The 12,809-nt window shown below is 69.1% G+C and carries 14 protein-coding genes, 1 other RNA gene and 1 pseudogene; 5 read left to right on the forward strand and 11 right to left on the reverse strand.

The genetic code is table 11. The annotated features are described in order from the left end of the window. Positions 1-10: 10 nt before the first annotated feature. Together AB0N14_RS07955 and AB0N14_RS07960 are read left to right on the forward strand one after the other, a co-directional pair. On the forward strand, positions 11-1,321 hold the full coding sequence (locus tag AB0N14_RS07955) for an MFS transporter (protein WP_366024828.1): 1,311 nt from the start codon (positions 11-13) through the stop codon (positions 1,319-1,321). A 120-nt stretch (positions 1,322-1,441) separates the two neighbouring features. Continuing rightward, on the forward strand, positions 1,442-2,629 hold the full coding sequence (locus AB0N14_RS07960; RefSeq protein WP_366024829.1) for an extracellular solute-binding protein: 1,188 nt from the start codon (positions 1,442-1,444) through the stop codon (positions 2,627-2,629). A 50-nt stretch (positions 2,630-2,679) separates the two neighbouring features. Here AB0N14_RS07960 and AB0N14_RS07965 read toward each other — a convergent pair whose 3' ends face one another. From AB0N14_RS07965 to AB0N14_RS07985, 5 genes are all read right to left on the reverse strand, one after another. Next, the gene (locus AB0N14_RS07965) at positions 2,680-3,000 is read right to left on the reverse strand and encodes a hypothetical protein (RefSeq protein ID WP_366024879.1); all 321 of its coding nucleotides are present in this window, start codon (positions 2,998-3,000) and stop codon (positions 2,680-2,682) included. A gap of 98 nt (positions 3,001-3,098) precedes the next feature. Then, positions 3,099-3,509 (reverse strand): hypothetical protein, encoded by a 411-nt coding sequence (locus AB0N14_RS07970; protein WP_366024830.1) that lies wholly within the window; start codon positions 3,507-3,509, stop codon positions 3,099-3,101. 405 nt (positions 3,510-3,914) lie between these two features. Further along, entirely contained in the window at positions 3,915-4,850 is a 936-nt protein-coding gene (locus tag AB0N14_RS07975; RefSeq protein WP_366024831.1) for a hypothetical protein, read from the reverse strand. 215 nt (positions 4,851-5,065) lie between these two features. Further along, entirely contained in the window at positions 5,066-5,266 is a 201-nt protein-coding gene (locus AB0N14_RS07980; RefSeq protein ID WP_366024832.1) for a DUF397 domain-containing protein, read from the reverse strand. Then, positions 5,263-6,075, reverse strand: coding sequence for a helix-turn-helix transcriptional regulator (locus tag AB0N14_RS07985; protein ID WP_366024880.1), 813 nt, complete (start codon positions 6,073-6,075; stop codon positions 5,263-5,265). The genes AB0N14_RS07980 and AB0N14_RS07985 overlap by 4 nt, the downstream gene beginning before the upstream one ends. Positions 6,076-6,215: 140 nt before the next feature. Here AB0N14_RS07985 and AB0N14_RS07990 point away from each other — a divergent pair, with 140 nt between their 5' ends. Both AB0N14_RS07990 and AB0N14_RS07995 read left to right on the forward strand, forming a co-directional pair. Next, positions 6,216-6,641, forward strand: a complete 426-nt coding sequence (locus tag AB0N14_RS07990; RefSeq protein ID WP_366024833.1) for an ATP-binding protein — start codon at positions 6,216-6,218, stop codon at positions 6,639-6,641. Continuing rightward, positions 6,614-6,835 (forward strand): annotated as a pseudogene (locus AB0N14_RS07995) (PH domain-containing protein); the annotation flags it as partial. The gene AB0N14_RS07990 and the pseudogene AB0N14_RS07995, both read left to right, overlap by 28 nt. Here the strand turns inward: AB0N14_RS07995 and AB0N14_RS08000 are convergent. From AB0N14_RS08000 to ftsE, 6 genes are all read right to left on the reverse strand, one after another. Next, on the reverse strand, positions 6,802-7,782 hold the full coding sequence (locus AB0N14_RS08000) for a PHB depolymerase family esterase (RefSeq protein WP_366024834.1): 981 nt from the start codon (positions 7,780-7,782) through the stop codon (positions 6,802-6,804). The pseudogene AB0N14_RS07995 and the gene AB0N14_RS08000 sit on opposite strands and share 34 nt — an antisense overlap. 503 nt (positions 7,783-8,285) lie before the next feature. After that, positions 8,286-8,687, reverse strand: a transfer-messenger RNA (tmRNA) gene (gene ssrA, locus AB0N14_RS08005). Positions 8,688-8,906: 219 nt separating this feature from the next. After that, the gene (gene smpB / locus AB0N14_RS08010; protein ID WP_366024835.1) at positions 8,907-9,386 is read right to left on the reverse strand and encodes an SsrA-binding protein SmpB; all 480 of its coding nucleotides are present in this window, start codon (positions 9,384-9,386) and stop codon (positions 8,907-8,909) included. Between the two features lie 69 nt (positions 9,387-9,455). Next, positions 9,456-10,616 carry a S41 family peptidase gene (locus AB0N14_RS08015; RefSeq protein ID WP_366024836.1) on the reverse strand — a complete coding sequence of 387 codons (1,161 nt, stop codon included), beginning with the start codon at positions 10,614-10,616 and terminating at the stop codon, positions 9,456-9,458. A gap of 67 nt (positions 10,617-10,683) precedes the next feature. Continuing rightward, a complete protein-coding gene (ftsX, locus tag AB0N14_RS08020) occupies positions 10,684-11,601 on the reverse strand; it encodes a permease-like cell division protein FtsX (RefSeq protein ID WP_200417704.1) in 918 nt (305 codons plus the stop codon). 28 nt (positions 11,602-11,629) lie between these two features. Further along, complete coding sequence (gene ftsE, locus AB0N14_RS08025) at positions 11,630-12,319, reverse strand: cell division ATP-binding protein FtsE (RefSeq protein WP_103841080.1); 690 nt, start codon at positions 12,317-12,319, stop codon at positions 11,630-11,632. A 264-nt stretch (positions 12,320-12,583) separates the two neighbouring features. Here ftsE and AB0N14_RS08030 point away from each other — a divergent pair, with 264 nt between their 5' ends. Then, entirely contained in the window at positions 12,584-12,775 is a 192-nt protein-coding gene (locus AB0N14_RS08030) for a hypothetical protein (protein WP_200417705.1), read from the forward strand. Positions 12,776-12,809: the final 34 nt, after the last annotated feature.

Here is a 12,809-nt window from a genome sequence, read left to right on the forward strand (position 1 = left end):
GCTTCCCTGCATGCCGCAGCCCTCCTCCCGCAGACCACTCCTGCTCACCGTCACCCAGGACGCCCTCGTCGCCGTCGACTTCACCCCGCGCACCGCCGGCGGGGCGCCCGCCCCGCGCAACCCCTACCGCCGGCTGTTCACCCACCGCGGCACCCGCGCCTTCACGATCGGGAACCTCATCGCCCGGCTCCCCATCGGAATGTTCAGCGTGAGCTCGGTCATCATGATCGCCGGTTCCCGCGGCTCGTACGCCCTCGCCGGTGCGGTCACCGCCACCGGCCTCGTGGCCACGGCCGCGGTCGCGCCCTGGGTGGCGCGGCTCGTCGACCGCCACGGCCAGGCCCGGGTCGCCCTGCCCGCCACGCTGTTCGCGCTGCTCGGGAGCCTCGCACTGGTCCTGTGCGTGCACTACGACGCCCCCGGCGGGACCCTGTTCGCCGCCCAGGCGGCCACCGCCACCACCCCCAACATCGGCGGCCTGTCCCGCGCCCGCTGGGCCCATCTGTTCCGGGAGGCCCCGGACGCCCTGCACACGGCGAACTCCTTCGAGCAGGCCGCCGACGAACTGTGCTACCTGCTCGGCCCGGTGCTCGCCGCCTTCCTCTGCACCCGGCTCTTCCCGGAGGCCGGCACCCTGGCAGGCGCCTTCCTGCTGCTCACCGGCATGCTGATCTTCACCAGCCGGCGCGCCACGGAACCGCCGCCGAGCCGCCGCCCGGGCACCCGGCCCCCGCTGCGCGCCCCCGGTATGCCCCCGCTCCTGCTCGGCCTGCTGGCCACCGGCGCGGTCTTCGGCGCGATGGAGGTCGTCACGGTGGCGTTCGCGGACGCACAGGGGCACAAGGCGGCTGCCGGCCCGGTCCTCACCCTGCAGGCCGCCGGTTCGTGCGCCGCCGGACTGCTCTACGGCGCACTGCGACCCACCGGTCCCGCCGAGCGCCGCTTTGTGTGGTGCCTCGCGGCGATGACGGCCCTCATGACCCTGCCCCTGCTCGCGGCGCGGACCACCGGTTCCCTCGTCGCCCTCGCGCCCGCCCTGCTGCTCGCGGGCATGGCGACCGCCCCGACGATGGTCACGGCGATGCTGCTGGTCCAGCAGCGCACCCCCGAGGGCCGTTCGAACGAGGGCATGACCCTCGCCGTGACGGCTCTGCTCGGGGGCGTGGCCTGCGGTTCCGCCATCGGCGGCTGGGCGGTGGAACACCTGTCCCCGACCGCCGGTTTCGCCCTCCCCACGACCGCCGCGGGCCTCGCCCTGGCGATCGCCCTCGGGCACAGGGCGGTCGAAGGAATCCGCACCGATTCCTGCGCCCCCCATTGACGCGATCACAACGCCCCCATACCTTCCCCCGTCGAAGCGCTTCGACATCACGCATCGAAACGATTCAATGAACCCTGTGTGATGGCTCCGACACCCATCCGACTCCCCCGGAGGCACTGGATGTTGACAGCACGACGGCGTGTGGTGGCGACGGCTGCGGTGGTCCTTTCCGGATCCCTCCTCCTGGCCTCCTGCGGTGGCTCGGACAGCGGCTCTTCCGACGGCAAGACGCTGAAACTGTGGCACTACGAGGGCCCGGACAGCGCGATGGGCGCCGCCTGGAACGAGGCCATCAAGGAGTTCGAGGCCAAGCACCCGGGCGTGAAGGTGAAGTTCGAGGAGAAGGGCTTCGAACAGATCCAGAAGACCGCGCCCATGGTGCTCAACTCCTCCGACGCGCCCGACATCATGGAGTACAACAAGGGCAACGCGACGGCGGGCCTGCTGTCCAAGCAGGGACTAACCTGGTACCGCTCGGAGTCGGACCTGCCGTCGATCCTGGACTACGACATCCTGAAGTCGAACCGGACGTACCTCTACTACAAGGGGCAGCCGCTCTACCCCTTCGGCTACGGGCTGTCGTACACGACGTTCCGCTACGGCGGGCTGAAGCGGGTCTCCGACGGCTACGAGGTGAAGGTCACCAACACGGGCCGCCGGGCCGGTGACGAGGTGGTCCAGCTGTACGTCCACCAGCGGGAATCCCGCGACAAGCAGCCGCTGAAGCAGCTGAAGGCGTACGAACGGGTGTCGCTGAAGCCGGGCGAGACGAAGACGGTCCGTCTGAGGCTGCCGGATTCGGACCTTGCGCACTGGGACGTCACGCGCTCGAAGTGGGTCGTGGAAACGGGGACGTACGACGTGATGGTCGGCGCGTCGTCGACGGACATCCGCGCCCGGACATCGCTGCGGGTACGGGGCGAGACGATCCCGCCTCGGGACCTGTCGGAGGTGACGCGGGCCGAGAACTTCGACGACTACAGCGCGATCAGCCTGGTCGACGAGTCGAAGGCGAGCGGGACGGCGGTGTCGGCCACGGCGGAAGGGGCGTGGCTGAGGTTCGCGGACACGCGGCTGGGTTCGGGCGCGTCGGCGATCACGGCGCGGCTGGCGGGCGCGCCCGGAACGCTGCAGGTCCGGCTGGGCTCGCCCACGGGCAGGCTGGTGGGCACGGCGCGCTTCGACGGAACCTCGTCCCCGTACACGTACGACACGGTGACGGCTCCACTGACGGGAGCGAAGGGGCGTACGGACGTGTACCTGGTCCTGAGCAAGGGGCTTCGGCTTTCGACGTTCACGCTTCGCTGACGCATCGGACCGCGTACCGGCTCACCCGAGCCGGTACGCGGCGCACCGGTTCACCCGGCGCCCGGATCCTCGAGGAACCGAAGCAGCACAGCGGCCTCCGCTCTCAGCTGCGCGGCCCGGTCGGCATGCCCAGGAGCGGTCAACTGGTCCGCGGCCTCGAGTCGCTCAGTTGCCTCGGCCCGCACGATGTCCGCCACGCTTCGCTCGCTCAGCTCACGACGCTGTGCCTCCGCGACGCCGACACCGACCGGCGACTCCTCAAGGGCTGTGCCGCGCAGCTCGGCTTCGCCCACCGGCACCGCCTCGGCATTGTCCAATGCGGCGAGCGTGGCGCGCAGGGCGCTCACCGCGACTTTGTCGCGGGCGCGCATCGCTTCCGGGAGGGCTTGTCGCATGCGAAGGCGTAAGGTCATGCCGCTGACCGTATGGCCTGGCTCCTGGGCCGACAACAGGATATCCACGAGCGGGGTCAGCGGCGGATGACCCAGGCGAGAGGGCGGCGTCCGCAGATGTCGGAGCCGTACCAGCCGTCGTCGTCGGTGCAGTCCATCCAGGGGTGGTACAGGAGCCGGTGCACGAACCAGTGCATATGACGGGCGGCGTTGCCGAAGGCGATCAGGCCGCCCGCGACAGCGGCCAGGGGCCACAGGACGAGCAGGGCGACCCACAGGATCGCCAGGCCGACGAGGACGTGGCGATTGCAGTCGATGTCGTCGGCGTCCTCGTCACCGTCTCCGAGGATGTCGCCGGGAGTACAGCCGATCCCGGTGAGGAGGGCCATGCCGAGTGCGAGGTAGGCCAGAGTACCGAGGAGCAGTGCGGACGCGTTCAACCGTTCCTCCCGCTTGCCGTGCCGCTGGGGCGCCCGGTGTGGTTCCATGGTGGGGAGGCACCCGCCCGGACCGGCATCAAGCGGGGACCCCTTTCATCGGTCGGAATGATGACCGGGAGCCCTCAGCTGGTGTGAGGACTGCCGGTCACCGACCGTTGAGCCACCTCCAGAACTCCCGGATCACCGCGGCGATCCGTTTGCGCAGAGGCTTCTTCTTCGGCTTTTCCTTCCGGTGGCGCCCCATCGGCGCCCTCCTTCCAGACGAGGCAGCCAAGATCCCGGTGACTGCCGCCTTCAGGCTCGGGCCGGGCCCCGAAGGTGTGGGGCCCGGAACGTCCTTGGAAGGAGGGCGCGTTCAGTGCGCCCGCTGATCGTATCGCCATAACTCCCGTCATATGCCAGCCAGTTCACACTTAGCAGACATGTGCGATATATGACGGTTTCGCGATGACTTCACATCCGCTGTGGCATGCGGATCGAGTCGCGTACCTGAGCGACCCGGGCGCGCACCGTCGCGTGCCGCATTCGGGTGGAGCCTGGACGCGCACTGCGGTCCCCGCCACGGCAGGCGCGGCAGAGACCGCCGAGCAGGGCCTCCGGGCGGCCGGGGACACCGCAGTCGGTGCACTCCATAAGGATGCGGGGCGCGCGGGAGGGCGGGGTGGGGCGCTCGGGCGGCATCTTGTCGATCAGTCTGCGCCGGACGAACGCCCGGGGCGAATACACCTGCTCGGGCAGGTCGGCGAGGAGGGCCTGCGTGAGGTACTCCGGAGTCGTGCCGCGGGCCAGCCAGTCCTCGGCCAGCTGTTCCAGCTGGGAGCAGTCGCCGGAGGAAAGGGCGAGGCGGGGGTCGCGGAGACCGAGTCCGGCGAGAGCGGCGTGGGCGGCGGAGGGCCGGCCCACCGCCTGCGGGTGCGACAGTTTCGGCTGGAGTGTTGCAGTGGGGGTGACCCCGGGTTCCGAGGTCCCCTGGGGCGCCGTGTCACCGTCGAGGAACCGGACCCACCAATCGTCGTCACGTGCGGTGCGCGACCAGTAGGTGTGGAAGACCCAGCGGGTGCCGGTGGCGGTACCACCTTCGCCACCGAGGTCGACACGACGGCGCACGCGACGCAGATGTCCGGCCTTGCTGAGCTCGTTGAGCGTGGATCGGACGGCCTGTTGCCCGTAGAGGGGCTGGAACTTGGCGATGGTCTTGGCGTCCATGGCCGCGTTCTCGGGGAGCCGGTCGAGGAGTCTCGCGATGTACGCCTCGCGGGCCGGGAGATGCTCGAAGTCCCCGGCTCGGGACGGCAACTGGTCGGGCGCGGACCGCTTGCCGTAGCCGGGCTTGGCCATGGGATGCGCTGCGGGCGCGGGCAGGGCAGCGCTAGAGTTTTCGTAAGCCACGAGATCGTCCTTACCGATCTTGGGGTGAGACCCCGGCGGGTGTTGGTAGCACCCGGCCGGGGTTGTTTGTTGTTGCGCACGCTAGAGGGTCGCGACGGCGAGTCGCAAGCTGCTCACGAAAAGTGACACGGCCTGGTATGGGCGGGTGGGTGGGTGAGCCTTACCGCCCATTCCTTGGAAAAGGGGCTCGGACCTCGACGCCCGAAGCCCGGGGCTCAGGCCTCGCGGGAGGCGTAGGCGAGGAACGCGTTCCAGGCGTCGGCGGGCACGGCGAAGCGGGAGCTTCGAGCTCCGAGCTTCGAGTCGCGGACGTGGACAGCACGGCTCGATTCGCGGTAGGCGTGGGCGACTTCGAGGCACTCGCCGCCGCCACTGTTGCTGTAGCTGGACTTGAACCAGATCAACTCAGTGCTCACAGCTCCTCCGCCAACTTCGAGATGAACCGGGCCGACTCCTCAGGGCTGAGAGCCTGCCGAAGGATCATGGCATGCCGCTGAACGATGGCGCTGACCTTATCGGGGTCTGCGTAGAGCCTCCCTGTCTCATGCCCTTCTTCGTAGACCAGCAGCTCGTGTTCGGCGGTTTCCAGTAACACAAAGGGGCCGTCCACACCCGGTCCGGCGCCGACGAACGGTAGTGCCTGGATTGTCACGTTGCGCGCTTCTCCAGCCTCAACCAGGCGGAGTAGTTGCCGCCTGTGCGGTTCGGGGCCTCCAACCGGGTTGCGCAGCGCGGCCTCACCGATCACGAAGCTGAACGCCCTGGTTCGCCTGTCCAGCAGCGCCTGCCGTTCCAGTCGGCCGGCGACTCGTTCCTCGATCGTCTCGTCGTCAAGCGGAGGCAGGTATGCGTTGAGCAACGCCCTGACGGTCTCCTCGGTTTGGAGCAGGCCAGGGATGTGCAAGGGCTGATACGAGCCCAACGAGATCGCCTCGGACTCGTACCGCACGTAATCCTCGGCGTACGAGAGGAACCTCTCCGGCTTCAGGAACTCGTGCGCGGCCACCAGCTTCCCCCGCGCCCCGCACATCTGATCCGCAACCTGCAACAACCGCAGCGTCGGCCGCCGCCTCCCGCACTCCATCGACTTGACGTACTCGTAGTCGTAGCCGGCCTCCTCGGCGAGGGCCTGGCGGCTGACCCGGGCCTCCTCCCGCCACAACTTGACCTGCACACCGCAGTACCGCCAGTTCTGCTGCGCTTGCTGCGACTCCCCCGAAGCCACGACACCCCCCAGGTCTCCCGCCGACACACCGTGTACAGCCACGCTGTGTACCCACTCCGCCACTCCCGGAGGCTACGCGCCAACCACCAGCCTGGCCTCACCAAATGACGGAGAATCACACGCAAAGAACCACCCGCCGCATGCCTGACTCCCCCTCCGCAGTCCCGAAGGACATCGAGTGGCGCCTCCCCCGCCACGCCCGCAGCGTGAGCCGGGCCCGTACCCTCCTCCGCGAACAGGCCGCCTCCTGGAAGCTCCCCGACGAGGTGACGGAAACGGCCGTACTCCTGCTCAGCGAGCTGATGACGAACGCGTACCGCCACGCGAAGGTCCCCGCGGGCCGCGAGATCCGGGCCCGCTGCGTCCTGAAGGCAGACCGCCTCCACATCTCGGTGACGGACGCGAACGACACGCTGCCCAGCCCGCGCGACGCGTCACCGGACGACGAGTCCGGCCGGGGTCTGACCCTGGTGGCGTCACTGGCGGACGCCTGGGGCGCAGAACCCCGCTCCGGTGGCATCGGCAAGACCGTCTGGTTCGAGCTCCCGTCGAACGACTCACCGTGAAGAACGTGCGGCGCGCCCGGGGCGACGACGGCGACACCGTCCCGAGCAGCTGGCACATCGCCGAACTCGACGACGCGGGCAGGCCGGTCCGCCTCGCGGCGGCCCCCGCAGACCTGACCCGCATCGTCCGCGAGCTGGACCGACAGGGTCTCGCACCGGCTCAGCCGAGCCCCCAGGCCCGTCCGAGCCGGTAGGCGGCGCACAGGTTCACGTCGAGGAAGTAGGAGCCGGCCGCCCCGCACTGCTCGCTCCCGGTCCCGGGGTCGACGGGTTGGCCGTGCCCCATGCCGGTGATGCTGTACGTCTCCACGACGGCGTTCCCGGCCGGGTCCCGGAAGACCTGGTGCGGGTATCCGGCGACGGTGTCGCTGACATCAGCCGTCTGGTCGGCGCCCTGCACATCGGTCCACTGCCTCATCAGATCGGTCATGTTGACGGGCTTGACGGTGTAGTCGGCCGTCCCCTGGAAGACCGTGAGCGTCGGCCAGGGCCCGCCGTACCCCGGGCGGGCGGCCCGCACCCGGTCGCCCCACTGCTTGGGGGTCTGGGTGGCCCCGACGTACATGCACACGTACGGCGACCCGGCGGCCTGCGCACAGCCGTACGGCAACCCGGCGACGACCCCGCCCGCGGCGAACTTCTCCGGGTAGGTCGCCATCATCACGGCGGTCATGCCGCCTCCCGCCGAGAGCCCGGTGACGTACACGCGCGCGGGGTCACCGGAAACGTCGGCTAGCTGCCGGTCGACCATCTGCGCGATCGACGCGGCCTCGCCCTGGCCGCGCTCGATGTCACCGCTCTGGAACCAGTCGAAGCAGTTCGAGGGGTTGTTGCTGCTCTGCTGCTGCGGCAGGACCACGGAGAACCCCCACCGGTCGGCGAGCTGGATCCACCCGCTTCCGGTGCCGTACCCGGCGGCGTCCTGGGTGCACCCGTGCAACGCGACGACGACGGGCCGCCCGGCGGGAAGCCCACCGGGGACGTACCGGAACATGCGCAGCGCACCGGGGTTGCTGCCGAACCCGGTGACTTCCTGGAGGGAGGCCGCCGCGGCTGTGCCGGGTGTGAGGAAGGCGGCGAGAAGAGCGACCAGGAGACTCGCCAGGACGAAGAAGCGACGTGCGGCTCTGGTATGCGTCATGCCGGGGACCGTAGGAACAGACGCCCCCCACCGATATAGGACGGGACACCACAACAAGCGCACTGCCTGTGTGCGGGCGGGCGCCCGGCCCTGTACAAACCTCATGTCTCTGAGTCGACCCGGGAGACGACCTGCTCCAGTGCTTCCACGACGGCGGTTCCGGGAATCTCACGCCCATAAGGTCGCACGATCCTGTCCCCCAAGTGCGCGCCGGCGGAGGGGTCAGGTCCGCGGAGACGCGACGGTCACCATAGACATGCCAAGACGGACGAGGACAAGATCCCGCGCGAGGCACGACCAAAAGCCGACCACTCGGCCGAGCGTGGTGAAACGGCGCAGAACCTGTGTGCCACCTGTGAAGATCGCGGGCGCGGCAGGGCTCCCGGCACCGCCCGAAGTTGGCCGGAACGCGCCTCCCCTGTCCTCCCACGGCAAAGGCCCCGCCGCTCGAAAGCGACGGGGCCTTGCCCACATGGGGTTCAGGAAGCCGACAGGCCTCCCGATCGTGGAGATGGCGGGAATCGAACCCGCGTCCAACGGTGAAGAATCAGGGCTTCTCCGTGTGCAGTCCGCTGTGCTTTTCTCGGCCCCGGAGATCACGCGGACAAGTCTCCGACGGGCCCAGTCACTGTGTGATTTCCCTCTTCACCCCGTGACCGGGATCAAGGTTTAGTTCCCTAGCTGATGCCAGGATCCGGGTCGGGAACACCCCCGGGCTGACACTCCCTTTAGTAGGGCAGCTGCAGCTCGCTACCTAGATCAGGCAGCGAGGGCCAGCTGGCCCTGGGAGAGATCGCTCTTGGAATTGGCGATTATTTTTTTCGGCCTGTGGTTTACGAGATCATGGCCGCTTCCTCGACACGCTTCCCCTGCTTCGACAGCCGCTGTCGAAACCGATCATCCCCATGTTGATTTTTCAATCAGCGCCCCTCGCGGAGAGGGACTCGCACCGGCTACGCGGTGCGGTTGCCATCGTACGGGATCAACGCATCCCGCCGCCAGCGTATTCCCGGCGGTCACCCCGCCGTGGTACCGGGTTCAACACCACCGGGTGCCCGGTTGTTCCCGGCCCACACCGGTGTCCTCGCTCACGCCCCTCTTCCCGCTCACGCCCCTCTTCCCGCTCACGCCCGCTGCCGGCGACGCACCGCGGAGATCGCCCGCTCGGCCTCGCGGCGGTCCTGCTTCTCGCGGAGCGTCTGCCGCTTGTCGTACTCCTTCTTGCCCTTCGCCAGCGCGATCTCGATCTTGGCGCGGCCGTCCTTGAAGTACAGGGACAGGGGCACGATCGTGTGCCCCGTCTCCTGCGCCTTGGACTCCAGCTTGTCGATCTCGTCGCGGTGCAGCAGCAGCTTCCGCTTGCGGCGGGCGCTGTGGTTGGTCCAGGTGCCCTGGCTGTACTCCGGCACGTGCACGTTGTACAGCCACGCCTCGTGCCCGTCGAGCTGCACGAAGCCGTCGACCAGCGACGCCCGCCCCTGGCGCAGCGACTTCACCTCGGTGCCCATGAGGACGAGACCGGCCTCGTAGGTGTCGAGGATGTGGTAGTCGTGCCGCGCCTTCTTGTTCTGCGCGATCAGCTTGCGCCCTTTTTCCTTAGCCATAGTGCCGACCATTTTCGCACTACAGGGGGGTGTGCGGGGAAGTCGATTACGTGGCGTCGGGGCGCGTCGCTACGAGGCGTCGCCCAGGCCTCCGAGCACCGTCTCGGCCCGCTGGAGCGCCCCGTCGTCGGCCTCCAGGTCGGGGGTGATGCCGCGGCCGTCCACGCTGCGGCCCGCGGGGGTGCGGTAGTGGCCGACGGTCAGCTCGGCGACGGAGCCGTCCGGGAGGCGGCTCGGCATCTGGATGGAGCCCTTGCCGAAGGTGCGGGTGCCCACCACCACCGCCCGGCCGCGGTCCTGGAGGGCGCCGGTGAGCAGTTCGGCCGCGCTCATGGTGCCGCCGTCGACGAGCGCGACCAGAGGTCTGGCGGCGTCGCCGCCGGGCTCGGCGTGCAGGACGCGCTGGTCGCCGTCGACGTCGTAGGTGCCCACCAGCCCGCCGTCGAGGAAGGCGGACGCGGCGGTGACGGCCTCGGCGACGAATCCCCCGGAGTTGCCGCGCAGGTCGAGCACGATCCCGCCGCCCTTGGGCGCCCGGTCGACGGCGTCCCGTACGCGGTCCCCGGAGCCCTTGGTGAACGCGGTGACCTTGATCAGGGTGATGCCCCGGGCGAGCCGGCGCACGGTCACCGAGTCCGTGGACAGCCGGGCCCGGCTCAGCACCTCGCTCCAGGTGTGCGTGCCGCGCTGCAGTCGGAGCCGCACACGGGAGCCGGCCCCCGCGTCGTCGGCGTCGCCGCGCAGCAGGGAGACGACCTCGGTGACGGGCCTGCCGGTGACGTCCTCGCCGTCGACGCCGCGCAGCAGGTCGCCCTTGCGGATCCCGGCGCGGGCCGCGGGCGAGCCGGGCTGCACCCGGGTCACCTCGATCCGCCCGTCGCTCTCCCGCCGGGCCGACAGCCCCACGCCGGTGTACTGGCCGTCGAGGGCCTCCTCCAACTCCTCGTACTCGCCCTGGGAGTAGACGGCGCTCCACCGGTCGCCGCTGCGGCTGACCGCGCGCTCGGCGGCCTCCATCGGGGACTTGCCGTCGGCCATCGCCCGCTCGGCGGCCTCGGTGACGTCGTCGTGGCCGGCCGGCACCACCGACTCCGTGGAGGGCTGTTTCGCGTCGCTTCCGCCGAACGAGCCGGTCGCGGCACCGGCGACGAGGACGCTCGCGAAGACCAACGTCAGGGCCGCCCCGTGGCGGATGCGACGGGGCTGACAGAACAGGTCACGGCCTGACATGCCGGTGAGTCTAGGACAACGCAAGGGGGCGTACGGGCGGTTGCCCGTACGCCCCCATTGGCATGCGTCACACCTTCAGGTACTTGCGCAACGCGAAGAACGCGGCCAGCGCGGGCATCAGCAGGCTCGTGGCGAGTATCAGCGGCAGCTTGGTCAGTACGGCGTCCCAGCCGATGAAGTTGATCAGGTTGAGCTTGTGGGACAGGTCGAGGCCGTGGTCGATGATGAAGTACCGCGCGATCAGCAGGAACCCGCAGGCGACCGTGCCGCCGATGAGCCCGGCGACCGCGGCCTCCATGATGAACGGCGCCTGGATGTAGAAGCCGGAGGCGCCGACCAGACGCATGATGCCGGTCTCACGACGACGGCTGAAGGCCGAGACCCGCACCGTGTTGACGATCAGCATCAGCGCGACGACCAGCATCATCGCCATGACCGCGCGCGCGGCCCAGTTCATGCCGTTGAGCAGACCGAAGAGGTTGTCCAGGATGCCCTTCTGGTCCTGCACCGACTGCACGCCGTCGCGGCCGTTGAAGGCGGACGCGATGACCTGGTACTGCTCCGGGTTCTTCAGCTTGATGCGGTACGACTCCTGCATCTGGTCGGGGGTGAGCGAACTGGCCAGCGGGGAGTCGCCGAACTGCTCCTTGTAGTGCTTGTAGGCCTCGTCCTGGGACTCGTAGGTGACCTTCTCGACGACCGACATCTTCTTCAGGTCGGAGAGGATCTGGTCCTTCTGCTCCTGGGTGACCGCGCCCTTGGAGCAGTTGGGGTCGGACTCCGCGTCGCTCTTGTTGCAGAGGAAGATCGAGACGTTGACCTTGTCGTACCAGTAGCCCTTCATCTGGTTGACCTGATCGCTCATCAGCAGCGACCCGCCGAACAGCGCCAGGGAGAGGGCCACCGAGACGATCACCGCGAAGGTCATCGTCAGATTGCGGCGGAGACCGACACCGATCTCCGACAGAACGAACTGCGCGCGCATGGCGTCTGCTCAAGCCTTTCCGTGGAACTCAGTGCTGGTAGCCGTAGACGCCGCGCGCCTGGTCGCGGACGAGGCGGCCCTTCTCCAGCTCGATGACGCGCTTGCGCATCTGGTCCACGATGTTCTGGTCGTGGGTCGCCATCACCACGGTCGTGCCCGTCCGGTTGATCCGGTCGAGCAGCTTCATGATGCCGACGGAGGTCTGCGGGTCGAGGTTGCCGGTGGGCTCGTCGGCGATCAGCAGCTTGGGCCGGTTGACGAAGGCCCGCGCGATGGCCACGCGCTGCTGCTCACCGCCGGAGAGCTCGCCGGGCATCCGGTCCTCCTTGCCGCCGAGCCCGACGAGGTCGAGCACCTGGGGCACGGACTTGCGGATCTCGCCGCGCGACTTGCCGATGACCTCCTGCGCGAAGGCCACGTTCTCGGCGACCGTCTTGTTGGGCAGGAGCCGGAAGTCCTGGAAGACCGTCCCCAGCTGGCGGCGCATCTGCGGCACCTTCCAGTTGGAGAGGCGGGCGAGGTCCTTGCCCAGGACGTGCACCTGCCCGGTGCTGCACCGCTCCTCGCGGAGGATCAGCCGCAGGAAGGTGGACTTTCCGGAGCCGGAGGACCCCACGAGGAAGACGAACTCGCCCTTCTCCACCTCCAGGGAGACATCCCTGAGTGCGGGGCGGGTCTGCTTGGGGTAGACCTTGGAGACGTTGTCGAATCGGATCACGGATGCACCACGGGCCGTTGGGGGTATGTGAGCGTGACCATACGCGAACCGGGTGCAGGAGCGCAGTCGCCGGTCATCGTTACGGGAGAGTTGCACGTTTTGTCATAGCCCCACGGGGTACGGAGGCGCGCTGTGACGCCCTCCACGGCCGCGGGACTGGCGGAGCCCGCGCAGCGGCTCGCGGAACCTGGCACAGTGGAGTGGGAACTGTTGCGTTCCCGGAGACGTTGTGTACGTGTAAGCGGCACGAGGAGGGCGAGGCGCATGACGTACGACCGATTGGTGTGCGCGAACTGCGCGGCGCCCGTGAGCGAGGGCCGCTGTCCCGTGTGCCGCGCCAGCCGGGAGCGCCTTCAGCAGGAGAACCCCTGGTCAGGGCTGACACCGGCGGCGCTGATCGCCCTGGTGGCCGTGCTGATCGCGGCGGTGGCGCTGCTGGCGCACCAGACGGCGTAGCGGAGCGGGGAAGAGACGGGTGTACGGGAAGGGC

The sequence above is a fragment of the Streptomyces sp. NPDC051104 genome (genome assembly GCF_040682835.1).
GTDB lineage: Bacteria > Actinomycetota > Actinomycetes > Streptomycetales > Streptomycetaceae > Streptomyces > Streptomyces cynarae.

Excerpts from the sequence above, each read along its gene's own strand:
- AB0N14_RS07955 (WP_366024828.1), top strand. The coding sequence starts at position 11 with ATGCCGCAGCCCTCCTCCCGCAGACCACTCCTGCTCACCGTCACCCAG.
- AB0N14_RS07960 (WP_366024829.1), top strand. The coding sequence starts at position 1,442 with ATGTTGACAGCACGACGGCGTGTGGTGGCGACGGCTGCGGTGGTCCTT.
- AB0N14_RS07965 (WP_366024879.1), bottom strand. The coding sequence starts at position 3,000 with ATGCGCGCCCGCGACAAAGTCGCGGTGAGCGCCCTGCGCGCCACGCTC.
- AB0N14_RS07970 (WP_366024830.1), bottom strand. The coding sequence starts at position 3,509 with ATGGAACCACACCGGGCGCCCCAGCGGCACGGCAAGCGGGAGGAACGG.
- AB0N14_RS07990 (WP_366024833.1), top strand. The coding sequence starts at position 6,216 with ATGCCTGACTCCCCCTCCGCAGTCCCGAAGGACATCGAGTGGCGCCTC.
- AB0N14_RS08000 (WP_366024834.1), bottom strand. The coding sequence starts at position 7,782 with ATGACGCATACCAGAGCCGCACGTCGCTTCTTCGTCCTGGCGAGTCTC.
- smpB (WP_366024835.1), bottom strand. The coding sequence starts at position 9,386 with ATGGCTAAGGAAAAAGGGCGCAAGCTGATCGCGCAGAACAAGAAGGCG.
- AB0N14_RS08015 (WP_366024836.1), bottom strand. The coding sequence starts at position 10,616 with ATGTCAGGCCGTGACCTGTTCTGTCAGCCCCGTCGCATCCGCCACGGG.
- ftsX (WP_200417704.1), bottom strand. The coding sequence starts at position 11,601 with ATGCGCGCGCAGTTCGTTCTGTCGGAGATCGGTGTCGGTCTCCGCCGC.
- AB0N14_RS08030 (WP_200417705.1), top strand. The coding sequence starts at position 12,584 with ATGACGTACGACCGATTGGTGTGCGCGAACTGCGCGGCGCCCGTGAGC.